We start from the raw sequence: 23,450 nt of genomic DNA on the forward strand, positions 1-23,450 counted from the left end.
TTTTAGCGGTTTTTTATGTTGCTATTTGCAGTAAAAAAAAAGCATTATATTTTCGCAATATGCTTGCGCCAAAAACTAAAAAAGACCGAACTCAACAGATGTATGAAGACATCAGAGCTAAATACAGGGAGCTTTCTGATATCAAAAGCCACGGTGTACAAAAATACTCACACGATTACATCGTTATTACTATTGCTAACAAGTTTTACAAATCTCCGAAAACGATTGAGAATATTATTTTCAATCGGGTTTAAACAATGTTAAAACGCTTATTAAACAGTGTTTTTTATGTAATTATAAAATCATCTTGTTCTTCTATTTCAAAAGCTTTGATTTCGCCTTCTTCCATTTTTGCAGCGGTTTCATCTTGAACAATACATTCAAAGGTAATGCGATACAAGTTCCCGGCGTTGCCAGTATCTTCCGGTGCAAAGGCAATCTTTCTCATAGCACTGTAATTCTCGCCATTGGTGGCGTGCATCCGGGAATTGATAAAATCTAAAATACCAATAAATCTCAAAGCATCTTCCTGATTGAATGAACCTGTAAAAGTATTTGCAAACGTTTCATAAAAAAGGTAGCAATCAATTTGCAAGGTCATTTCCTGTATCTTTTCTCCTAGGTCTTTGACCTGTCCAGAACGGAAGGATAAGAATACAGCCGGCGTTGGAAATTCCAATTCTTCTTCCAGAAAATTGACCTGGTTGTGCCAAAGGTCTAGCCACCTGATAGGCGATTTGTCTTCGTAGCCAATAATAGTATTCAGTTGGCTGTATATTTCGGCTTCCTGCTCATTGAGGTCTGCTGTTAATTTCTGAGCCAGTTCTTTGTATAGATTTTGCCAGTTATCCATTATTTAAGGTTTTTAAAGTAGTTGTAAATTTCATTGATAAACATATTGTCCAGGCTGTTCATTAGTGTTTCACTATGACCAATGAATTGCCGTTTAGGTATTTTGATAATAAATTCCTCTTTTTTAGTCAAAGCCAGGAACTTCCATTTTTCAACTTCAGTTTTCTTATACATTGCCCAGAAAAATTTCTTCATTTTTGGAGTTACTTTAACTTTGATTGTTCCGCCTTCATTGTGTATCGCTCCGTAGTTGATGCCTTCACCGGCAGTTATTTCTACAGCTTTGAAATCCGCCTGGGTGATGTTGATGCTATTTTTTAAAGCTAATGATTGCTGGAGAAGTTTGTGGCTCAGCTCATCCTTTCTTTTAACCCACGGGATGAAAGACGTGTCCGTAAAACCTTGTTTAATGAATGAACCTAGAAAGAATGCACGGGCTTTTTCAGATGTGTTTTTTGGCAAATCTTTCAACACTTTTTCAGCTAACTTTCTAAAGTCCGGAACCGGGAATTCAGCATCATTATTTTGCATATTCAAATTTGTTTGTATATTTGTGGTGTACTTAAAGTTCGCGAGTAACATCAAGAATATGTCAGTACGAAAAGAGCCTACTTGTTAGGCTCTTTTTGCATTATAGTACAATCGCCGTTTTTATCGATGATATAGACTGTTTTGATTTGAGGAAATGTTTTGAATTTCTTTTCCACTTCAGCTTTAACTTCTTCCAGCTTCAGAACTGTTTTAGATAAGTTTAAAACTAAAGATTCACATTCCTGTTTAGTTGCGGATTTATAGATGTTACGCAGGTTTTTTAATTTGTCAGTGGTCGGAGCTTTACGGTCTGCAATAGTTTCATCAATAATGTATTCCGGATTTTTATGTCCTAAAAGCAATGTACTATCAAGATGCGCTCTTATTTCCACGTTTACTTTCGCATCTTTCACAATGATTTTCGCATCATCTATATTTTCCTTCAGGTCTTTTTCGTCTGCGTATGGACTTACTTTTAAATTATTAGTTCCTGTATTGTAAACTGTATTGGCAGGTGCTGAAAGTTTCGCTAATTCAAAAGCTTTTTTCCAATCATCATTATTGGTCAATGCAAAATATGGATGTGGTTTACTACCTTTTAAATCTCCTTCACTAAAAATCTGACCACTTTCTCCTACATTAATACGGAATTCTTCTGGAAACTCTTTGTCGCTTAATTTTGGAATTTTATCTAATGGTGTTGGTGTTGCGGCTGTCTGAACACCGAAACATCTACAACGCCATCCATTAGGGAAAAAATGAATTCTCCAAAATTCAGAATACAATGGTGCTACAACTCCGTGTAATAATCTATGTGCATCCCTTTCTTTTCCATCCGCTTGCGTTCTATATTCTAAGTTTGGATATAATGTAGCATTTTCCTTGTAGTAAAGCCAGTCTTTTGCGTGTTTTGCGCTTTGGTTGGCTGTTTGCCATTCTGCCTGAAGATGGTTTTTATTATACTTTGGGTTTAGTTTAAGAACTTCAGCTTCGAATTGTTTCCAAGGTTGATTTTTTTGCAGAATCTGATTGATTTCCTGTAAAACGACTGTAGATTTTGCACCGGAAAACTTATACAGATTGCGTTGCATTTGGATAACTTCAGGCGAAATATTTCCTGTTGATTTGTTAACCTTGAACCATTCTTTCCCGTAACCTTTTCCGGCTGCTGTGTTCATTTCCCCATACATCGCAGCGATATAAGCAGGGTCGATGCTCTTTGAGTCAGTTTTACCTTCATAAACATCCTTTGCTAATTGCTCCATTACTTTCATCCAACCGGCAATGTCAATGGCTTCTATTACTTGTAAGGTAGCCTCGGTGCAAAGTTCGCAACCACAATCCTGATGCTGGTAAATTGCTTCCGTTCTTCTAAGAACCGAACGCAATTTCAGAAAAGCATTTACGTCACGGCTTTTTTTTTTGAAGCTTCGGTTGGTGTGTTTTCGTTACCGGATTTAACTCCTATGATTTTTAATCCGGTAATTTGCTCGATTTGTTCCGGGTCAAAGTCAAAGTAAATGCCTAGTTTTTCGACTATTTTAAGAAGTTTATCAATTGTCATTTCGTCTTCATCATCCCATTCGAAACGGTAATCTTTCAGGAACGAATAAACTGGAGATAACTTGATTAATAGTGGAATCAGCTTTTCATTGACAACACCGGCAACTAGCAATTTGTCAGAAACAAAACGGAACTGAGCAAACTCAAACTGTACTTCTACAGAACCGACAAAACCTTTTTCGTCTGTCAGTCCTGTTCCGCCCAGGAATCGTTTTGAAATCTCATTGTCTGCTCTTTTGATAAGTCCATCAAAAGCTTCTTGACTGTTAGTAGATGTGATATTTGGAATCTCAAACTTTTCGTTTCCTCGACCAATCATAAAGTTATTCGCTTTGAAATTGGTTGCCATTTCAAAGAGTTCTAGTAAACGGTCATCGTCTTCACGGTCTGTGGTCACAAATAAAGGCGGTACACCATACTTCTCAATGAAATCCAACCAAGAACCCAATCCAAGTTTTTTCGCCAAAATAATAGGCGCAATCAAGGCGAATGTTCCGAGGTCTTTGTAGTCTTTTCCAACTTGAATGTAATAATTGGAAATCGGTCCGTTTTTGTAATCAGTTCCGGTCGGCTGTCCCGGTTCTTTTAGGATGATACCTTTTTTTGGATTGAAATTAGCTTGAGAAATCTCTGTGATCTCAGTTAGGTTTCCTTCTTCATCGGTATTGAATAATTCAATAAGCTTTGTACCTTCAAATTTGCTTTCTAAAACTAATTTGATGAAATCTTGAAACCAAAGTGTTTTGAAAAGATTTTCTGCATCCTCGTTCCGTTCTTTGGATGTTTTATGAACTAATTTGAAAGGCGATTGCTGTGTTTTAGAGATACGTGTGTCCAGGACAGAACCCAAATGATTATCAAGCTTCATATTATCATACAAAGCTTTGAGGTTTTGTTTGTCCGGATTGTCCGGGTCTGTTGCCAGCATTATAGCTGTTTTCCAGGAACCAAGGTCTTCAGCTCGCATCATCGTTGCCTGATGATTGATTACGCTGGATGGCATATTGGTATTAGGACGTTTTCCGGCAGCAATAATTTGATTGATGTCTGTGTAGGATGCATTGCCTAGAAAGAAAGCTTCAGCAACTCTGTAGATTTTATTCGTTTTTAAACGTTGTTTAAATGGCGTTTTCATTAGATGTAAAAGTCTTCGTTTTTAAGATTTCCGTACAACATTTTAGAAGCAGAACTTCCGGGACTATTTGGATCGGCTTGTTTTGGTGGTAAATCATCAAACTTGATGATTCCACGGTGCATTTTGTCTAGTTCCTTTTCAGCCCACTCTAAATCTTTATTGACATCATCAGAAACCTTTCGGGCTGCATTTCTTTTTTTGATGTCGTAACCAACCATTTTTGTAAGAATCTTTACAAGGTGTGAATGTCGAACAGGTTCTGTTTCTGAGAATATTTTTGCGACATCATAATATTTAGAGATCATTACTTTGACTTCAGATATACGATGGCTTTCCAATTCGTCTTTTGCTTCTTGAAAGTCTGCAACACTTTCATTGATTAGGCGTTCCTGTGTGTAGGATTTCAAATCTTTTTCCTGTAGATAAATCATATTCTTTCGTTTTTAGGCTTCATCCTTCCCATCATATTTTTTCCTTTTCTGACTGGTGTATATTTTTCCAGTTCTTTTGTGCAAGCTTCGTGTCCATCCGGATAATCATCGTGACAATTGTAACCAGGTTCGATGCCTTTTAGTTGAGCCAAAGCAATCTGAGTGTCGTTGTTGGATTTGATTTTTTTATTGTAATGGATACGATTGTTTTGGTAATAAGGAACTAAAGACATTATTCGGTCTATTTTTTTACCCTTGATGTTTACCTTTACTAAGTTTAACCTGACGCCTGTTTCGGTTTCAACTTCCTCAATCGTTCTTTGAACTTCATCATTCCAAAACTGAGCTTCGTACTGCCAGCGAATTTTTACAGATGCTGGTAAGGTGCTTTGAAAATTACTCATCCAACGCAACGGAGCTTTCATTTTGGTCTGTTTGCAGAACAAATCGATTATATAAAAATTGTTTTTTTGCAGACCTTCAACCGTTACGGAATTGTAATCGCTTGTAGAATTTCCAGCGTATGCGATATCCCAATGACCAATAATAGTTTCGAAGTGATCGATCCTGGGCAAGTCTGTCCAGTTTATCATTTCATCTTTAAAGACAGTCCCTTCTACGTGTGGCGTATTGTTGTATTCTGCCATTGCGGCTAAACGTCCAATATCTTCTTCAATAAACTTGAAATACATATTGTCATACTTACCTGTCCACGTTGGTACATAAGTAACCGGGTCATAAGCATTGACCTGATGAACCTTCCATTTAGGATGTAAATCCTGTAAAATGGTTTGTATCATTATCGGGGCGAAACGGTTATTAGAGTATGTGAATCTTCTGGTAGAACCGTCCATTGTTGGAATCAAATCCCGGACAATCCAATTGGCCATTTTAATCTGACGTTTTGGATTGGCGTTGATATCCTTTGTTTCCAAATCATCACAGTTGATATGTGATGGTCTTTTGTTTTTAACTCTCAAACCTCTTACGGATTGTCCCATCCCTAAAGCTTGAGCAATGAAACCGCCTTTTGTTTGAAAAAAGCCATCCTCCCAAGAACCTAAAACTTTTTGTTCTCCAAAGTCTGCCAGGATTCTAGGATTAGCTTCAAATTCTGCACGGATATCCTCTAGTAATTGATTTGCTTTGTCATTGCTGTTACCAATCAAAACAAAATAGCATTCGCCTTCACGAAGCCACAGCCAAAACGGAATAAATATGTTATTCCAAACTGATTTTGCCAAGGCTCGTCCCCATTGTGCAAATCCTCGAAATAGTTTGTTTTTTGCCACATACCAAGCCCATTCTACTTGAAAATCCGCACAAGGAGCGTCTGCATAATGTGGAAAATAGCGTTCGACCATTTTGCGTGGGTCATTCTTGCAAGCTTCAATTGCAGCAGCTCTTTGCTCCTTGGTTTCAAAAGCGAATTTAGAACCTGCACTTCTTGCAAATTCTATTTTTTGTAGATACCGGTCTAAAGCTGATTTATCCTTTTGCTTCATATAATGAATCCAAAAAATATTTTAAAGCGGTTAAAAACGAATTTAAACGCCATTTAAACGTGTTTAAGAAAGTTGAGAGGATGTATCTAATAAGTGAGCATGTTGAAAATCGAGTGTTTGCATATAGAGCTTTTCATCTTTTATTCTCATATCTCCAAAAATCTTATCCATTATCTCAATGTATTTTGTTAGAGTGACTTTGTTTTCGGCTTGGAAACTTGCAAGTGTTTTATTCCACATTGCAATACCTTGGTCAATGTAAACGGTCTGGCGTTTTAGGTTTTTCATTTCCTCCTTTAATTCCGAAACTTCAGCTTTCATTGGGTCTGTTATTTCTTTATTAGGAATCTCTCTGATGTCTTTTTCCAATGCTCGAATCTTTTCCGGAATATCCTTAACCATTTTCATGATATCAAGTCTTTCAGTCGCCAGGTCATCTACAACCTGTTGTATGCGATCTAGGCGTTCACCGGATTGATTGATATTTGCATCCCGGATTTTTTTCCAGTTTCCTTTTTTTATCCAATCGCCGACAGTATTAGGACGTACTTTTAGTTTGGAAGCAATTTCTTTTGCTTCCATATTGTCCTTTGTGTAGTAAAAAAAAGCGAGGTTTTTCTCCTGTTCCTTTGCCATTTATAGAGTTTTACTGAAGCAAAATTGCACTCAATAAAATGTCTCATAAAATCAAAAATCCAAATCAGACCGAGATTCAAACTGATTCAGTCTGATATTCATACTGATTCGGAATACTGATTTTTTCAGGAAAAAAAACAATCGAAAATTTGCCTTGTAAATCAGTAGAATGACACACGGCAAAATAGAAGCAGCTATTAGTAATGATGTACTTAATCTTAGAATCTCAGGCAGAATTTGGCAGGGAGAAGTAGCAAGTGCATTCAAATATTATATAGATAATGCTATTTCTGAAAATGTAAAAAATGCAACATTGTACATCAATTCAGAAGGCGGTTCTGTTTTCGAGGCTCAAGAAGCAATTAATGAGCTAAAAAGACTTGATTCTGTTAAAATAACTGTGGGAGCGTTAGCTGCATCTGCTGCAACAATGTTCTTGTGCTATTTCGATGCTGAGTGTTCTACATCTTCTCAATTTATGATTCATAAGCCGTCAACATACATTTCCGGCAATGAAGATAAAGTAAAAGCTGACTTAAAAGCTTTGGAAAACCTTACCAATGTTTATCGTTCTGCCTATGCCAAGGCTTTCAACTTGACAGAGCAGGAAGTAGAAGACTTATGGAAAAATGATTACTGGATGGATTCTAACGAAGCCAAAGAGAAAGGATTGGTAAAAACAATCACTACAGAAGAAATCCAAATTGATGATTCTACCATTAAAATGATGGTTGCCTGTGGATGTCCCACGATTCCAAAACCAACTTCTGAAAAGAAAAATTCAACTAAAAATAAAATGGATATCAACCAACTGAAAGCCGCATTAGGAATGCCGGCTGATGCAACCGAGGAGCAAGTTCTGGAAAAGGTTGCGGAAAACAAAAAGAAAGCAGACAATGCTGCTGCAACGGAAGCTAGTGCCAATCAGCAAAAAGAACAAGCAGCTGAAAAGGTAATTAATCAAGCCATTTTGGATAAGAAAATCACGGCTGACATGAAGGCGACCTACGTCAGTCTTCATAAACAAGATCCTGCCGGAACAGAAGCTATCCTGGCATCTATGAAAGGTGTTACACCTGCTTCTAAAGAAATCAAGGATAAACCTGATGGCGAAATGCCGGAGGCTCTAGGTCGAGAAAACTGGACAATAGATGATTATCTGGAAAAAGACCCTGCCGCATTGGACGCTTTGATTGAAAAAGACCCTGCGGCTGTTCAAAAGTTGAACGCAGTATATGCATCTAAAAACTAATTAAAAAATGCCTAAAGAAAAAAGTTCATTAGCACTAAAGAATGAGTTGGCAGTTACCGAACTCATCAAAAAGTTTCGCCACGAGAATACTTGGTTAGAAGCTGTCCCATCAAAACCACAATGGGTTGGTAATGATGTTATCAAAATTCCTATCCAAGGAACTGCGCCAAAAGTTTTGATTGATAATACTATTTATCCAATCAATTCAAGTCAGAGAGAGGATGGTTACCTTAAAATTTCGCTTCATAAATATGAAACCGAAAACACAGAAGTTACAACGGATGAGCTGTATGCTCTGCCTTACGAAAAGGTTAACGATGTTCAAGTTCAGCACCGTGAGACATTGGAAGATGTGACCGCTGAGCACGCTTTATATTCTATCACACCGCAGGAAGATTCTGCAACAACTCCAGTGTTAACTACATCGGGTCCTGATGATGGAGAAGGCAGAAAAAGGCTAATTACTAAAGATTTAAGAAAGCTTAAGAAAAAGCTTACAAAACTTGGAGTTCCTAAAAAAGGACGAGTGTTAGTTCTTTGTGCTGACCACGTTGATGATTTACTAGATCAAGACGAAACATTTAACACTAGATATCAAAACCATACTGAAGGTACAATTGCAGAAAACTATTGTGGTTTTAAAATCTATGAAAGCACCTATGCTCCAGAGTTCACGGCTGCCGGACAAAAAATAGCTTTTGATAGCTCAACAACCGGTTACGAAGCTTCTGTATGTTTCTTTGCGCCTAGCACTGCTAAGGCTCCAGGAACTGCCGAGCGTTTTGCAATCGATAAGGCAAATAACCCAACTATGCGACGTCACGAAATTGGTTTCGAAATTCATTGGGTTTGTGTTGCTGTTAAAGACGAAGGGATTGCAGCAATCAGATCAGTAGCAGTGTAAAATTAATAACAATCAAAATTCTATTCAAAAGCCATGTCGCCACTTAATTCCTTATCATTAAAAATCGCTCAAAGCCAAAACGGCGTTCAAGAAATTCCAAAAAATAGCAATGCTGGTCCTGCTGTGGAATCATATTTAAAAAGTGTTGGGCTTGGTAAAGGTTATGCTTGGTGTATGGCTTTTGTTTATTGGTCGGTAAAAGAAGCCGCAAAACAACTTAATACAACCAGTCCTTTGGTTAAAACAGCCGGAGTTCTAAGACAGTGGAATGAAGTTAATCCAAAATTGAAAGTAACAAAAAATCCTATTGTTGGAGACATTTTCATTATGGATTACGGAAAGGGTCAAGGACATACCGGATTTGTTGTGGAGGTACTTTCAAATGGAAATCTTAAAACAATTGAAGGGAATACCAACGATGAAGGAAGCAGGGAAGGTTACGAGGTTTGCTACAGAACTCGTAAGCCGTCACAAATCAAAGGATATATCAGAATACAATAATTACCATGAAAAAAATACTTTCATATTTTCTATTTTTCTTATTCGGGGCTTTGCTCTTGACATCTTGCAAGAGCAAACCTGTCCCGGCTGAAACTAAGGAAACCATCATTCAAAAAATTGAAACGGTAAAAGATACCGTTTTAGTAGTCGAAAAAGACAGTTCTTATTACAGTGCATACATTGACTGTGTGAATGGTAAACCCGTCCTGGTTCAATCTCAACAGCAGATTGATGACTATAATAGCAAAAACCCTGGACAATCTGCGAAGGAACCTAAAAGTACTGCCGGTCGGTCTGTAAAACCTCCAGCCGTCAACCTAGAAAATGGAAAACTATCCGTCAACTGTGAGAAAGAAGCCGAAAAGCTTTTCTTCAAATGGAAAGAAACTTACATGAAGGAATGGCAAATAAGCAATACACCTATTTACAGGGATAAGCCATTAACAACTTTTCAAGAAGTAAAACTCGCAATTGGCAATCTTATTATTTGGCTTTTGGGTCTTGCGGTTTTGGTGTTTGGTATTCGATTTCTAATCTCTAAAAAATTATTCTAGTGCAAAATACATTATCACTTGCAGAACTATTAGTTCTCTCATTAGTCGTTTTTAATGACGAAAAACACTCAAAGGTCAACACCGTTTATGCCGCTGAAGATGGCAATGTCTTCATCGAAGAAAACAGGGCTAAAATCCACAAAGTAAAGTATCACACTATTACGAGAACCGAGGCTGAAGCTTCTGATGGTAAAAAGTCTGTTGTCGTAGATGACCTGGATCAAGGTTTAATTGCTGAGAAAACCAAAGAGCTTCAGGAACTGGAACTTGTAAAAGCCAATTATCAAAAGATGAAATCACTGGCTTTGTTCTTTCAAATCGAAACCGAAGACCAAAAAGCAGATACTTTGATAGCTGCTTTAACAGAATACAAATCTAAAATTTCCGAGTAATGGGAAACCTGGAAGGAACTAATATTAATAAAATTGATGGCGGAAACGGAAGACTTTCCGCTACCAATGCAAGAATCTTTCTTTTAGTAAGTGCGATGGCGTTAAGTACGTCAACGCTTATTGCTAATGAATCTGTAAAATTGATTCAAACGAAAGATATTGAAGCTTTAGGCGTTAACGAAAGTTTTGATGCTAACAACAAGGTTTTAGCTCATCACCACGTGTCTGAGTTTTTCAGATTCGCTCCTGAAGGAACTGTTCATTTTTTACCAGTTGCACAAGATTCTACACACGCAGCTGTATTGTCAACAGTTTTACAAACTTTAAAACTAAACCCGGATATCAAAGGGGTTGGTTTTATCGGTTTTGAAAATCAGACATTGACATCAGTTGCAGCACTTGTAGAACCTTTGCAGAATGATCTTGTGAAAGCTGCAAAAGCTGAAGGAATTTTAATTGATTCCGTATTTGTAGAAGCTGGTTCTGCTGGTGTGTTGACTATTAACACTTATCCAGATTTAACCACAAAGTCCGCTGAAAACATTTCAGTTATTTTAGGTCAAGACCCAGCAATTGCAGCTCTTGAACAAGAATATGCTAATTATTCTGCGATTGGTTCTGCATTGGGAATGTTAGCGGTTAGAAAGGTTTCTGAAAACCTTGGTTCTACGGATATTATTAATAGACCGGAAGATAAAAAGACTGAAAAATTCTATTCTCTTACAGACACCGCTACAGGAAAATTTGTAAAAGCAAGCTTATCTACTGGAGAAAAAATTGAAAATCTTACAGATGTTCAAATCAAAGCTCTGAAAGCTAAAGGATACATTTTCGTAGGCTCATATATTGGAGCTGCCGGAATGTACTTCTCAGGTTCTGAAACTTGCACTTCTCCAACCAGTACTTATTCCACCATTGAAAACAATTCTGTTTGGAATGCTGCTGCGAGATTAATCCGTGAAGCTCTTGCGCCTTATATCAAAGGCAAAGTGAAAAAAGAACCGGAAACAGGTTACATCCGCTCAACTACTATTTCACATTGGGAAAGAGTTGCAACAAAAGCTTGTATCGAGAGATTGGAGGGCGAAAATGAGATTTCTGGCGGTTCAATTTATATTGATCCAAAACAATCTCCGAACGCTGATACGCCTATTAAAATTAGTGTTACCATCGAAGCCGATGCAATAGCTCACACATTCGATGTTGACTTAACTGTTCAATAAAATCTGAAAAATGCCAACAACAGTAAAGAATTATTTAGGAAAACTCACTGGATGGAATCAGGTAACGATGAACTTCTTAGGAAGAGATGTTGTCGGAATTGATGAAATAGATTACGGTGATAATACTGCAAAAGAAAATGCCTACGGAGCTGGAGGAATGCCCGTTGGTTGGACTGAGGGAAATTATGAACCACGATTTGCTGTGTCTTTTTATGATGAAGAAATGCAGGCAATCCAAAGAGCTTTACCTCCCGGTAAAAGAGTTCAAGACATTGAACCTTTCGATGTTGTAGTTCAATATGCACACCCACAGACAGGGATTATCGTTACTGATATTATTCATAATGTTCAACTTCTTGGAAGGGCAAAAAATCCAAAACAAAGTGAAGGGAAAATGACTAATAAATACGATTGTATTTGCAGTCATATCACTTGGGGTAAATAACTAAAATCTGAAAAATGAAATTCAATATTCCTGCTTTTTCAAGCGAACAGGTTGAAGCTGCAAAAGCTCAATACGGTGCAAAGTGTTTAAAAATCCTAGAAGTTTTCCCTGATGAAGATTCTGAAAAACCAGTGGAATTTTTAATCAAAAAACCAAGTCCTTCACTGGTCTACCTTCTATCATCAAAAGAGATGGAAAATAACATCGAAAAATCTTCAGCAGCAATGATTTCTAATTGTGTACTTGCTGGTGATGAAGACTTACTAAACAATGATGCATCTGTATTTACAGAGATTGTAGAAAAAATCGGAAGCCTTACTAAGTCTGCTCGTAGTAGCTTAAAAAAAGTCTAGAGTCATCGGTACTTGATACCGATGACAATACAAATAGCTTTAGGAAAATCAATGCTTTGATACAGGGTAAATTAGGAATTGACCCAGAAACAATCAAGGATGTAAATGATTGGATAGAGCTATATAGTAGAGCTGATTATATGTTGAAAGTTGAAAGGAAAATTCAATACTCAGCCATTAAGCAAGCTTTGGTAGAAGTTGTAAGTAAGTTGTTTAGTAAGGACTCTGATTCTGAAGACGAAGACCTCTGACCTTATCAGCCCAATTATAACCAATAGGTTTCCAAGTAAAAAAGTAATACAAGAAAGTAATACAAAGCCATAGAGACTTAAAAATCAATTTAAGTCCGTGAAAAAGAGCAAGTATTAAATCCAATAACATTTGTCAAATATAAAAATTAATGAGCACATACGAAAGTACTTGGCGATTAAAATTTGACCCTAAGTCTGTGACGAAAGGTGTAAAGGATGTTACTGAGAATCTGGATAATGCTGTAAAAAAAGGAAATGCTCTTGGCGATTGTTTTAAAAGGTTGAAAGCGATTGATTTGATGGCGATTGATAATTCAGTACAAAACATCAAGGATCGCCTTCAGGGCATTACGGATATCGCCATAAAAAACGAAAGTTCATTGGCAGAAGTATCAGCTATTACAGGTGTTGTGGGTGCTGAACTTGATAAACTCAACGATAGAGCAAAAGGTCTTAGCCGGACTTATGGAGAAGACCTTAATGAGAACTTAGATAGTTTCAAAACCATTTTGTCCAGACTTGGACCCGACTTGGGAAAAAGCGACAAAGCGATGGGAGTTCTTGGAGAAAGCGTCAACGTACTTTCTAAGGGAATGGAAGGCGATATCAAAGGCGCAACTAATGCTATTACAACTTCAATGTTGCAATTTCAAGTTGATTTGAAAAACCCTGTAAAGGCAGCTGAAGAATCACGTAGAATGATTAATGTAATGGCAGCAGGAGCAAAAGAAGGCGCTGCCGAAATTCCACAAATTGGTGAAGCTTTGGTTCAAGCTGGGGTATCTGCGAAACTCGCCAATTTAACTTTTGAAGAGACAAACGCTGCTATTCAAGCAATGGCGGGCGGTGGTAAGTATGGAAGTGAAGCGGGTGTGGCAATTCGTAACGTGATTACCAATATGTCTGCATCTACAGCTCTTAGTAAAGAAGCTGTTACAATTCTTAATGCTTATGGTGTAAGCACTAAAAAAATGGGCGATTCTACGGTAGCGTGGGCAGATCGTTTAAGATTATTAAAACCTATGCAGAATGACATCAATGCACTTACGGCAATCTTCGGGCGTGAAAATGCTGCTTCTGCTCAGATATTAATTAGAACTGCTGATGAACAGGCTGAATTAACAAAACAGATTACCGGGACGAATGTTGCCTACGAGCAGGCGGCTGTTATAATGAATACCAAAGCTGAACAGGAGAAAAGAAGAAACCAAAGATGGAATATCTTCAAACTTCGTATTGGTAATGTAACAAAGGAGTTTCAACCATACATCAATATGACGGCTTCTGCGATAAGCATTACAGCTAATATGAAAAATGCTTATGATGGTCTTGTGATTGTTTTGAATGGATTGAAAACCGTTCTCGGTCTTGATATTTTGATGAAGCGTATCAATTCATTTGCGACTAAGCGACTTACAAAAGATCAAGTCAATTTAGCGATTACAACCAATTCTTTGAGGTTTTCGATGCTTTGGGCTTCCTTGACAACTTTCGGTTTTGCTGGTGCAATGCAGACATTGCGAGCTTCAGTTAACAGTGTTTCAATCGCGATAATGAAAATACCTGTAGTGGGTTGGATTATCGCATTGGTTGTGGCTCTAGGGGCTTTGTTTGCTTATTTCTGGAATACGTCCGGGAAATTCCGGGGATTCTTTTATGGAATTTGGGAAGTTGTAAAACTTGTTTTTGGAGGCATTTGGACAGTTATAAAAATGCATGTCAATTTTATAATATCAATATTTCAGTTTCTATGGCAGAAAATCAAAGACATTTTTAACTGGATTGTAAAAGTGGTTGGGGAGTCTTGGAACTGGGTGGCTAATAAATTTCAGTGGGCTTGGAATTTTATCAAAACAAAAGCTGAAGGAATCTGGAATACTTTAAAAAACGTGTTTGGAAACATCAAAGCATTCTTTCAGGAGACTTTCGGCGCTGCTTGGGATGTTGTTTCTGGTATTTTCGATAAAATTTGGAATAAAATCAAAGGTTTTTTAAAGTTTTTAGAACCTATGAAAAAAGCATTGGGCGGTTTTTGGGATTCCATAAAAGGAGCATTTAATAAAGGAAATGCAAAAGGACAGAAAGCTTTTGCCGATGAGAAAAATGCGGAAAATTTTGAAAAAGCTAAAAAAGAAGGTCGATTGGTTCAAGATTTTGACGGTAACTGGGTTACGCCTGCAACCAAAGAAAGACATAGAAAGCAAAGAGAAAAAAACTTAATCAATCCAACAGATTCTATCGGTGTTGATAATTATTTACCAAAAGATTTTAGCTCGACAAAAGATAAAAGTTCTAAAAATGAAAAGTCTGGAAATTCAAAAGAAGACTTAGGTATGAACGGCGAAAAAGGTGGTAATAAAACAATAAATATGACTATTAATATTACTAACCACTTCTCAGCTGCGAAACAACAAGCCGGTAAAGTTGCGGATGAAATCGCAAGTAAAATTAATGATCGTCTAAGGGATGGTATGGTAGCTATAGATTAATTATGAAGGATTTTTTACTAGACGATAATAATGATCTTAAAATTATCAACGGCGATTTTGACATCGGAGAAAGCGAAATGCAAGAAGTGGGTTTGATCCTTCAATCAACACAAGGCGAATGGAAAGAAAATCCGCTTTTGGGTCCGAATCTATTTCGATTCATAAAAGCGAAAACCAACAAAGCAGAAATAGAGCGTGAAGTCTCATTACATCTAGGAATGGATAATAAGGATTTCAAGACGCTAAAAACTAAAATTGAAACAATTGTAAACCGTGGATAGTCATTTATTAGGAGGTCTCGACAATAGAGCTGTTTTAGGACAGCTGTTTAGAACTGCATTTGGTGTTGCTCCAATTTACATTGTTGAGCCGCTAGGAAAAACAAAAGAGATTAAAATTGAAGGCTTCAATCCATCTGTAAAAGATGAGTTTATCAATGAAGATCAAGTTTTAAAAAGTGTTTACGGAACTCCGATTATTTTCCCTATTCAGTTCCGTGGCGGTGACTATACTGTTTACGATTGGTATGGAAAGCCAAAGATGAAACGCTACGATGATCTTTGGCTTCCTGCTACAACAATGGTTGATTTTAGTCGTGCAAAAAACGTGATTAAAACAAATGTTTTAGGAGCAAACGGAACAATCAAGGAGATATTTGGCTTCGATGATTGGAATATCAGAATCAGAATGCTTTGTCTCAACGATAATAGATTTAAAGCTCGTGAATATGCAGATATGTTGCAGGATTGGTTTGAGATTGCTGGCGGTGTTAATGTTTTTGGTTCTATTTTCTCGAAAAAAGAAATCTACAACATTGTAGTAGAAGATTTTGATATTAAATCGGTAACCGGTTCACCAGATGTAATTCCTATTGAGATGAGTGCTGTAAGTAACGAACCTGTTGAGATATTTTTAAATAAGCAATAAGATGGATTGGATAATGAACGCTAAAGTGGTTTTTCTAGCTACTGAAAACCGTCCAGAATTTTCAATCAGAAGAATATCTGAAGTATCAATTGAAAGCTCGTGGAAAACGATTTGTGATACTGCTGAATTAGTTCTTCCAAGGAATGTGAAGGACTTTGATAGTAAAAAAGTAAAAGATGTTTTCCGGCGTGGCGACAAAGTGGAAATCTATCTATGCTACGGAATGGATGAAGATTTAAAGTTGGAATTTACAGGATACATTACAAAAGTTTCTGCGGAATATCCAATCAGAATAGCATTAGAAGATGAGATGTGGAAATTGAAACAAACACCAATCAATTTTGCAGCAACAAATATTAAGCTGGATGTTTTTATAAAAAAGTTTGTTAAAAACTATCCTGTTGATATTGATGTAGATGTGAGTTTAGGAGCTGTAAGGTTTAGTAAGGTGACTTTTGGAGAAGTGTTGAAAAAACTACAGGATGATTTCAGTATTTATTCATTTATCAGGAACGGAACATTGACAATTGCCAAACCTTATTCTGATGTTACAGAAGATGTTCCGGCTTTTGATCTTGAGAGAGATTGTGTAAGTAATGATTTGAACTATCTCAGCAAGGATGAAAGGCTAGTTAAGATTATCGGTCAGTCGATGCAAACATTGGCAAAAGCTGTTAAGAAAAGAGAGAAAGATAAAAAATTAAAATTTGAGTTTGGAGATGCGGATGCAACCAGTACAATCAACTGGACTTTTTCAGTAACGAGTTTGAAAGATTTGGAACGAGAAGTAAAGCGGATGTATCACGATTGGAAAAAAGAAGGTTGGGACGGCAGTTTTACAACATTTGGATTTCCTTTTTTACAACACGGACAAAAGGTAAAATTAACATCGTCATTGTACGAAGATCGTTCGGGAATCTATTATATAGATGGATTGAAAAAAACTTTTAACATTGATGGGTTTCGTCAAGTTCCGGAACTCGGACCAGCATTTATAAGATGAGTTTAGATAAGTTAAAACAGACAATAAACGAACTGATAAAAGGAAATATTCCGATTCAGACAGTTTGGGTTACAGTTTCGGAAGTCGATTGGGAGGAAAGGACAATGACCGCCGTAGGCATTGATGATGAAGTTGAGTTTTTTGATGTTTTGCTTGGTCTTGGTTCGGTTGATTTGAAGCCTAAAATTGGAAGTGATTGTTTAATCGGAATAATTGAGAATCAATCTACATCATCTTTCATTTTAACAGCAAATGAGCTGGAAGAAATTGATGTTGTTGTTGAAGAATGTCAACTTAATATTAATAAAGGATTTCTTCTAAAAAAAGAAAATGAAACACTCGCAAAATTGATGTCCGATTTATTGAAAGAAATTCAAAAAATGAAATTCACAACCAATACAGGAAGCACAATTTTGCTGGTCAATAAACCACAGTTTTTGGAAATTGAAAACCGTTTTAAAGACTTTTTAAAAACCGATTAAAACTGATTAAATGCCAACATCAAAAGAAAGATTAAAAAGTAAAATCATCGAGGTAATGGACGAATGTGGACTGGAAGACAACAGTCCGGAAGATTCTAAAATAAAATTTGCCGAGGCTATTGCCGAAGCTGTGATTTTCGAAATTAAAAATATGACCATCACGGCAACCGCACCAAACGGAGCTGTAACAATAATTAAAATTGAGTAATGTTTAAAGAACTATTAGAACCGCACATCAGCTCGTTGATAGCTGGATTAATCACTGGCTTTGTCGGTTGGTTTTTCGGAAGAAAAAAAGCAACGGCAGAAGTTGAGACGAATCAAATTGAAAACGCTGAAAAGCTTTTGGACTATTATCGAAAAATGGTAGATGATTTGGGTTTGCGCTTGGAAAATTCAATCATCCGATTTAATGCGGCGGAAAATACAATTCGTGAATTGGAAGAGAAAATCGACCGATTAACACACGAGTTAGGAAAATACAAGCAATTAAACGGAAAGGTTGAGTAATGGCAACAGCAATAGTTCTACATAACCAATCACTATTAGATTTCGCCATCCAGCACACAGGAAGCGCACAGAATGCTTTCGAAATTGCAATGGCAAACAATATGAGCTTGACAGACCAGCTGACCGCTGGAGCAGAGCTTACTGTTCCCGGAACTGTGGCGATGGATTTAGATATTAAAAATTATTATTCGTCGAAAGCAATTCAGCCGGCAACGGATGTCACAGTATCATCTGATGATGAACAAGAACAGGAAGGAATCTCAATTTGGGGAATTAACAACGATTTTATAGTACAATAAAATGGCAAGAAGTGTAGACGTAATATATGCAGATTTGTTAGCAAAAAAAGAAGCTGACGAGAATCTTAATGCGCTTAGCTCAACATCTAAAGTAGCAATATGGCGACTTTGGTTGTGGATTTTTGCCTATGGTTCTTTTATTTTAGAAACAATCTTCGACACGCACAAAGCTGAGGTTTCAGAAGCTCTCACACAGCTTAAACCTCACACGTTGCGCTGGTATCGCAACAAAGTTTTGCAGTTCCAATTTTGTTTTGACCTCATTGAAGATTCTGACGTTTTTGATAACGGTTCTGCGACCGATGAAGAAATTGAAGCTTCGAAAATCATCAAATATTCAGCGGTCACAGAATCTACAACAGAAAGCCGATTGATTGTGAAGATTGCGACAGAAGATGCTAACGGTGTTTTGGCACCGATTCCCGATGAGGTTTATCCATCTTTTTCGGCATATATGGAAGAAATCAAAGATGCAGGCGTAAAGATTACGGTCATCAATTATTTGCCGGACATTCTGCGTTTGCAGATGCAAATTTATTATGATCCGCTATTGCTGACAGCTGATGGCGTTTATATCCGAACAGGTCGCAAGCCTGTTGAAGATGCTTTGAATGAGTTCATGAAAGAATTACCATTCAACGGAGAATTGATTTTAGCGTCATTGGTAGATAAGTTACAAGTTACTGAAGGTGTGAAAATTCCTCACCTTGTTAATGCGCAATCTAAGTGGATTGGCGCTGGAGGAATCTCTTACGGCAATTTCGAAAACATTGCGGTTAAGAAAATACCAACTTCTGGATATTTCCAGATTGAAAACTTTGATAATATAACCTATGTGGCATATAGTTAATTGGAAGCGATTGGCGATTATCTTAACGCCTACATTCTTGCGAGGACCATTAATGAAAGCGTGGCTGGAGTTGATAGTTTCCGGCATAGATGATATTCATTACCGATGGTTGCAGTTTAGAACTGATAATCTGTATAAACTGAATCACAACTCTCAAATCTGCTATTTGCGAAAAGCTTTGAATGATCGATTTGATTCATCACTAAGACGAATTGTAATTGCCAGCGGAAATACTTACACAAGGCAATACATCTACACGGATGCGGAACAAAAGCCAAAGTGGCTAGGTACTATCTACCTGCACGGCGATGAAGATTACAGCGATACAGGTGTTGATTTCATTGTGAAAGTGCCACAAGATTTACAATTCAGCATCTATGAGATGACGGCTTTAATTGACTACTACAAACTCGCTAGTAAGCGATATAAAATAATAAGATTCTAATGAATAAAATAGATTACAATCAGGCAGGCGGTTTTCCGTTGTCAACACAAATACTTGATGCTGGACAAACAGCTTACAGCATCTTCAATGCACACGGTGCAATGGCTGGTAATTTTGCCATTATAGATGGTTGCGAGGTCGGCGGTGGCGGTTTTGTAACTGACGGTTATGTCCGTATCAATGGCGAATTATTAGAATTAAAAGGTGGACAGATAGCTACCAATGTTACAATAGTTGAAGAACCGGATTTGCGTGGTTTTGAAGATGGTTCTCAAAAAGCCGTCATTTATAAACGTTATGCCACATTTGGCGGAGGCAATCCTTCTTATCCGTGGGCTTCATTCAGAAGACCTCTGAATCTATTTCAATTAGAAGACCGATTATTGAAAGTTGAAAAAGCCACGCCTATCGGCTTAGTTGCCATCTGGGATAGACCAGCGGATGAAATCCCCGAAGGTTGGGTAGAACATACCGATATGGCAGGTACTGTACCAGTAGGTCATCAGAATGGCGATTTGATTTTTGGTGCGCTTGGAAGTACGGTTGGAGCGAAAGAAATACAATTGACTAGTGGGCATTTGCCAAAATTAGATGGGCAATTTCCGACGCTTGCCAATAATGCCGGCAGCGGCATTGTTTCAAAAATAGGTGGTTCCAGTTCATCCGTTGGCGGTTCTTCTTCTCCTAGTTTCCAACATTCTGAGATGAAAATCAGTTTTGGAAACAATGAGAAGCATAGCAACATCCAACCGTCGAGAATTGTAAAATTTATCCGATTTGTCGGGTTTTCAGAATAAAATATAATGGCAAAAGTAGACATCAATATCATCAAAGAATGGTTTCGCAATTTGAAAAAACCAAACCAAGATCAGTTCTGGTCTTGGCTGGATAGTTTCCGACATAAAGATGAGAAAATACCGATGGCTGACGTTGAGAATCTAACTCAAACTTTGACAAAAAAAGCTGACTTAATTAATGGTATAGTTCCAGAAAGTCAATTGCCTTTTACACTCAATAGTAATGAGGTGGTCACTATTGGCGAAATCACAACAACTGCTAATCAAGTTAATATTGGCGTTCATGAGAGCGGTTCTAACAAGGTTAGAATTGGTGGACAGATTTTATCAAGAAGTTTCCCAAATAATTTGCCTTACACAGCCGTAACCGATGGAAATAAGTTCTTAAGAATTATCGCCAGAAACGAAACGGGATTGTTTTTTTTAAAAGAATCGGCTGAAAGCGACGAACCGCTTGAACCTGCATTGGACGATGGCGAAGTTCATGTAAGATTGATTCTGGTTACGCCGGAAGGTAATTATATTGACCCAGAAATTTTATCCGGGTTTAAAGAAAAACAAGAAGATAATTGGAAAAAAGTACCTGCGCCAAAGTTTGGTAATTATATCATTAATTATAACGATACTCGTACTTTTTTTTCACTCGAAAATGGAAACCTTGGCATGGGTATTAGTGTAGTTTTTCAATTTGGAGCGGAAACTGACCGTGACATTGTTTTGACGGTTCGAAATAATAATTCCACAGACCTTCTAATTCCTCAATCTGCAACCAATAGATTAACGAAAGGTTTAGCGGAAGATTTTACTTTGAAAGCAGGTTTGACCGCTTTTTTTAAGTACAATGTTGAGAAAGATATTTTGGAAGTTTTAAAAGTGTCGGATGGCTCTGGTTCTGCGAGCTTTCCAGAAAGCTCAGAAAACGGTTTGGCTTTGGTTTCTGACAACACATCAGAAGATAAAGTAAAGTGGTATAATGGTTTTTTGGATAAGTTAATTACCACGGCTCAGAGTGTTGCGTCATTTGTAACATTTTCTGGAAATTTTCGAGCTAAACGACATTATTTTTCTGTTGACGAAGCTCCAGATACAAGTCCGTTGAAGATTTGGACTGATGGGATTAAATTATTTTTTACGAATAATTCTGGAGTTAACAAGCAGTTATCAGTAGGTTCTGTATTTGTTTACACGCCAACAGGTAATTTCACTATTTCAGCTATTAAAACAGCTATGGAGGCGCAAGGAATTATTTTTAACGATAGTCACATAATAGTAAACTTAGGCACTAATAACTATACGTGCTCAATTGATATTGGAGCGTCAAATCCAAATACAATTTTCACAATAGGTAAACGAGGCACAGGAAGCGTTTCTTTCTCTTCAATTAGAACTCTAAACAGTGGATCGGAAGGCATTACTATTTTCAATGGAAACGAAGCTAGCATGGCGAAGATTGAGTTGGGAACAAGTGTGGATTTTCTAACAATTGTGAATTTGTAAAATAATGGGAGCAAACAGACGATTTTTCACAATGGAAAAAAAAATAACACCATTTATATTTACTGTCGACACGAGCTTAATAGTTGCTGGTGCCACTAATGGGAGCGAGAATCCGCTAAGTTATATTCTGCCTATTCTATCTCTTACATCTGCAATTGTTAGGGTGAATGATGGTCGTGCAGATATTAGTCTTACGTCAAGTAATCTGTCCGCTAATAGACGTTTAGTCTTTGCGAGTGCTGGGGTTTATAAAATAACAATTTTCCAAGTAAACATGACATTTCATGCGAACAATAGTACTGTTGGGATAGATAAAAATAAAATGATAAGCATAGATAATTGGGGGAATAATACAACATATAATATACAATGTTTTAGATATTGCTACAATCTAGAATTTAAAGCTACTAATACTTTGGTTTTACCATCAGTTATTAGTGCTTTTTTTGCGGAAACAAAAGGGTTTCCGAGTAAAGACATAAGCAATCTAGACACGTCAAAAGTAACAGACGCTGTAAATGTATTCGCAAATGTCCCAACAAAATTTAAAAAGCTATTAAATCCTTTCTTTTTAAATCTTACAAATGCAAATGGAATATATTCAGGTTTGGATTTATCAGAATTGGAAAAATTAGAAATTATATCAAATACTTTAACAACGGCAAATGATATATTCAGTGGTGCAACACGCCCTTTTTATGGAGAAATAATATTGCAAACACCTAATCTAACTAATATTACTGCACTATGTTACAGATTCAGCACACCGCCACCAGCTTTAGACAAGTGCGATTTTCGCTCCGTAAATAACGCATTAAATTTTTTAAGAAATCCAATGTCAACTACTAATGTTGACAAGACATTAATTGCGTGGGCTAAATTGCCAACAATGGTAAGTGGGGTTACGTGGGACTGGAAGGGTTCAAAATATAGCAACAACTCAGAGGTAATAACGGCGTACAACAAAATAACTAACGAGTGGGGAGTTATCTTCACAAATCTAACAATGGCTTAAAAATATGGCACTACTAACAATACCAATATCGCCTTTGCAATTGGCATACGGCGAAATACAAAGAGAAATGCAAATTATCGGCATCAACATAGTTGATAGCTCACAACAACTATTTTTAACGCAGAAAATAGTCTACAGCTACAATGGCGAGGATGTTTCGGTAGATTTCAAACCTACAACGCAACCTATTGAGATAAATAACAGTAAAAATGTTTATCAGCGTGATTTGGAGCCGTTGGAGATTCTCACCAATCCAGATTATATAGATGCAGAAACAACGCCTGATGTTGAGCAATATCTCACGGCTCCTGCTTATGATTATGTCGTTGGTGTGCTGTGCGAAAATCCGCAATATTTTTGGCAGATTTTGCGAGAGTGTGTTTTGGAACTAAGTTAGAATTTGCTTTGAAAATCCGTGTGTTGCCGGCTATTTGCGCTGGTGCTGCACGTTAAAATAATAGGAGGAAAAAACGCCCTCCGCTTTTAAATAAGATCTCACCCAAATTTAAAACGAACCCACCGGCTACGGAGGACGCAAAGTCTTCTTTAGTCGGTGGGTTTTTCGTTGTTTGGGTGAGAGATGCAAAGATAACTTTAATTTAAATTAT

General features: G+C 37.2%; 31 protein-coding genes. 24 read left to right on the forward strand and 7 right to left on the reverse strand.

Annotated features, from left to right (window positions below):
* Window positions 1-59: 59 nt before the first annotated feature.
* Entirely contained in the window at window positions 60-254 is a 195-nt protein-coding gene (locus DRF58_RS05965) for a hypothetical protein (RefSeq protein ID WP_116033841.1), read from the forward strand.
* Between the two features lie 32 nt (window positions 255-286).
* On the opposite strand, the gene DRF58_RS05970 is transcribed toward DRF58_RS05965, so the two are convergent.
* From DRF58_RS05970 to DRF58_RS06000, 7 genes are all read right to left on the reverse strand, one after another.
* Window positions 287-853, reverse strand: coding sequence for a hypothetical protein (locus DRF58_RS05970; RefSeq protein ID WP_116033843.1), 567 nt, complete (start codon window positions 851-853; stop codon window positions 287-289).
* Entirely contained in the window at window positions 853-1,383 is a 531-nt protein-coding gene (locus DRF58_RS05975; RefSeq protein ID WP_116033845.1) for a phage virion morphogenesis protein, read from the reverse strand. Before DRF58_RS05975 ends, DRF58_RS05970 begins: the two co-directional genes overlap by 1 nt.
* 77 nt (window positions 1,384-1,460) lie before the next feature.
* Window positions 1,461-2,771, reverse strand: a complete 1,311-nt coding sequence (locus DRF58_RS05980) for a CdiA C-terminal domain-containing protein (protein ID WP_116033847.1) — start codon at window positions 2,769-2,771, stop codon at window positions 1,461-1,463.
* 14 nt (window positions 2,772-2,785) lie between these two features.
* Window positions 2,786-4,081 carry a phage portal protein family protein gene (locus DRF58_RS05985; RefSeq protein ID WP_116033848.1) on the reverse strand — a complete coding sequence of 432 codons (1,296 nt, stop codon included), beginning with the start codon at window positions 4,079-4,081 and terminating at the stop codon, window positions 2,786-2,788.
* Window positions 4,081-4,512 (reverse strand): hypothetical protein, encoded by a 432-nt coding sequence (locus tag DRF58_RS05990; protein ID WP_116033850.1) that lies wholly within the window; start codon window positions 4,510-4,512, stop codon window positions 4,081-4,083. The genes DRF58_RS05985 and DRF58_RS05990 overlap by 1 nt, the downstream gene beginning before the upstream one ends.
* Window positions 4,509-6,017, reverse strand: coding sequence for a hypothetical protein (locus tag DRF58_RS05995; protein ID WP_116033852.1), 1,509 nt, complete (start codon window positions 6,015-6,017; stop codon window positions 4,509-4,511). The genes DRF58_RS05990 and DRF58_RS05995 overlap by 4 nt, the downstream gene beginning before the upstream one ends.
* Window positions 6,018-6,080: 63 nt before the next feature.
* Window positions 6,081-6,653: a hypothetical protein gene (locus DRF58_RS06000; protein ID WP_116033853.1), complete on the reverse strand. Its 573-nt coding sequence runs from the start codon at window positions 6,651-6,653 to the stop codon at window positions 6,081-6,083.
* Between the two features lie 169 nt (window positions 6,654-6,822).
* Here DRF58_RS06000 and DRF58_RS06005 point away from each other — a divergent pair, with 169 nt between their 5' ends.
* The 23 genes from DRF58_RS06005 (at window position 6,823) to DRF58_RS06115 (ending at window position 23,239) form a co-directional block, all read left to right on the forward strand.
* Window positions 6,823-7,905, forward strand: a complete 1,083-nt coding sequence (locus DRF58_RS06005; protein ID WP_116033855.1) for an ATP-dependent Clp protease proteolytic subunit — start codon at window positions 6,823-6,825, stop codon at window positions 7,903-7,905.
* A 7-nt stretch (window positions 7,906-7,912) separates the two neighbouring features.
* Window positions 7,913-8,809 carry a hypothetical protein gene (locus DRF58_RS06010; RefSeq protein WP_116033856.1) on the forward strand — a complete coding sequence of 299 codons (897 nt, stop codon included), beginning with the start codon at window positions 7,913-7,915 and terminating at the stop codon, window positions 8,807-8,809.
* Window positions 8,810-8,842: 33 nt separating this feature from the next.
* Window positions 8,843-9,310, forward strand: coding sequence for a CHAP domain-containing protein (locus DRF58_RS06015; RefSeq protein WP_116033858.1), 468 nt, complete (start codon window positions 8,843-8,845; stop codon window positions 9,308-9,310).
* Window positions 9,311-9,315: 5 nt separating this feature from the next.
* Window positions 9,316-9,864 (forward strand): hypothetical protein, encoded by a 549-nt coding sequence (locus DRF58_RS06020; protein WP_116033859.1) that lies wholly within the window; start codon window positions 9,316-9,318, stop codon window positions 9,862-9,864.
* Window positions 9,864-10,256, forward strand: coding sequence for a hypothetical protein (locus DRF58_RS06025; RefSeq protein WP_116033861.1), 393 nt, complete (start codon window positions 9,864-9,866; stop codon window positions 10,254-10,256). Before DRF58_RS06020 ends, DRF58_RS06025 begins: the two co-directional genes overlap by 1 nt.
* Window positions 10,256-11,479: a DUF2586 family protein gene (locus DRF58_RS06030; RefSeq protein ID WP_116033862.1), complete on the forward strand. Its 1,224-nt coding sequence runs from the start codon at window positions 10,256-10,258 to the stop codon at window positions 11,477-11,479. The genes DRF58_RS06025 and DRF58_RS06030 overlap by 1 nt, the downstream gene beginning before the upstream one ends.
* Window positions 11,480-11,489: 10 nt before the next feature.
* Window positions 11,490-11,924 carry a hypothetical protein gene (locus DRF58_RS06035; protein ID WP_116033864.1) on the forward strand — a complete coding sequence of 145 codons (435 nt, stop codon included), beginning with the start codon at window positions 11,490-11,492 and terminating at the stop codon, window positions 11,922-11,924.
* 14 nt (window positions 11,925-11,938) lie between these two features.
* Entirely contained in the window at window positions 11,939-12,277 is a 339-nt protein-coding gene (locus tag DRF58_RS06040; protein WP_116033865.1) for a hypothetical protein, read from the forward strand.
* Between the two features lie 56 nt (window positions 12,278-12,333).
* The gene (locus DRF58_RS06045) at window positions 12,334-12,528 is read left to right on the forward strand and encodes a hypothetical protein (RefSeq protein WP_116033867.1); all 195 of its coding nucleotides are present in this window, start codon (window positions 12,334-12,336) and stop codon (window positions 12,526-12,528) included.
* A gap of 149 nt (window positions 12,529-12,677) precedes the next feature.
* Entirely contained in the window at window positions 12,678-15,017 is a 2,340-nt protein-coding gene (locus tag DRF58_RS06050; RefSeq protein ID WP_116033868.1) for a phage tail tape measure protein, read from the forward strand.
* A gap of 2 nt (window positions 15,018-15,019) precedes the next feature.
* A complete protein-coding gene (locus DRF58_RS06055) occupies window positions 15,020-15,298 on the forward strand; it encodes a hypothetical protein (RefSeq protein ID WP_116033870.1) in 279 nt (92 codons plus the stop codon).
* Complete coding sequence (locus tag DRF58_RS06060; protein WP_116033871.1) at window positions 15,291-15,944, forward strand: DUF6046 domain-containing protein; 654 nt, start codon at window positions 15,291-15,293, stop codon at window positions 15,942-15,944. The genes DRF58_RS06055 and DRF58_RS06060 overlap by 8 nt, the downstream gene beginning before the upstream one ends.
* 1 nt (window position 15,945) lies before the next feature.
* Window positions 15,946-16,947: a hypothetical protein gene (locus DRF58_RS06065; RefSeq protein ID WP_116033873.1), complete on the forward strand. Its 1,002-nt coding sequence runs from the start codon at window positions 15,946-15,948 to the stop codon at window positions 16,945-16,947.
* A complete protein-coding gene (locus DRF58_RS06070; protein ID WP_116033875.1) occupies window positions 16,944-17,429 on the forward strand; it encodes a hypothetical protein in 486 nt (161 codons plus the stop codon). Before DRF58_RS06065 ends, DRF58_RS06070 begins: the two co-directional genes overlap by 4 nt.
* A gap of 10 nt (window positions 17,430-17,439) precedes the next feature.
* Window positions 17,440-17,637, forward strand: a complete 198-nt coding sequence (locus tag DRF58_RS06075) for a hypothetical protein (RefSeq protein ID WP_116033876.1) — start codon at window positions 17,440-17,442, stop codon at window positions 17,635-17,637.
* A complete protein-coding gene (locus DRF58_RS06080; RefSeq protein ID WP_116033878.1) occupies window positions 17,637-17,939 on the forward strand; it encodes a cell wall anchor protein in 303 nt (100 codons plus the stop codon). Before DRF58_RS06075 ends, DRF58_RS06080 begins: the two co-directional genes overlap by 1 nt.
* Window positions 17,939-18,238, forward strand: a complete 300-nt coding sequence (locus tag DRF58_RS06085) for a hypothetical protein (RefSeq protein ID WP_116033879.1) — start codon at window positions 17,939-17,941, stop codon at window positions 18,236-18,238. The genes DRF58_RS06080 and DRF58_RS06085 overlap by 1 nt, the downstream gene beginning before the upstream one ends.
* A gap of 1 nt (window position 18,239) precedes the next feature.
* On the forward strand, window positions 18,240-19,088 hold the full coding sequence (locus tag DRF58_RS06090; protein ID WP_116033881.1) for a nucleotidyltransferase: 849 nt from the start codon (window positions 18,240-18,242) through the stop codon (window positions 19,086-19,088).
* Window positions 19,072-19,533 (forward strand): hypothetical protein, encoded by a 462-nt coding sequence (locus DRF58_RS06095; protein ID WP_116033883.1) that lies wholly within the window; start codon window positions 19,072-19,074, stop codon window positions 19,531-19,533. The genes DRF58_RS06090 and DRF58_RS06095 overlap by 17 nt, the downstream gene beginning before the upstream one ends.
* Window positions 19,533-20,330 (forward strand): hypothetical protein, encoded by a 798-nt coding sequence (locus DRF58_RS06100; protein ID WP_116033884.1) that lies wholly within the window; start codon window positions 19,533-19,535, stop codon window positions 20,328-20,330. Before DRF58_RS06095 ends, DRF58_RS06100 begins: the two co-directional genes overlap by 1 nt.
* A gap of 6 nt (window positions 20,331-20,336) precedes the next feature.
* A complete protein-coding gene (locus DRF58_RS06105; RefSeq protein WP_116033886.1) occupies window positions 20,337-21,827 on the forward strand; it encodes a hypothetical protein in 1,491 nt (496 codons plus the stop codon).
* Between the two features lie 31 nt (window positions 21,828-21,858).
* A complete protein-coding gene (locus DRF58_RS06110) occupies window positions 21,859-22,842 on the forward strand; it encodes a BspA family leucine-rich repeat surface protein (RefSeq protein ID WP_157966710.1) in 984 nt (327 codons plus the stop codon).
* A gap of 4 nt (window positions 22,843-22,846) precedes the next feature.
* Window positions 22,847-23,239 carry a hypothetical protein gene (locus DRF58_RS06115; protein ID WP_123902372.1) on the forward strand — a complete coding sequence of 131 codons (393 nt, stop codon included), beginning with the start codon at window positions 22,847-22,849 and terminating at the stop codon, window positions 23,237-23,239.
* Window positions 23,240-23,450: the final 211 nt, after the last annotated feature.

This window comes from Epilithonimonas hispanica (genome assembly GCF_003385395.1).
Classification (GTDB): domain Bacteria; phylum Bacteroidota; class Bacteroidia; order Flavobacteriales; family Weeksellaceae; genus Epilithonimonas; species Epilithonimonas hispanica.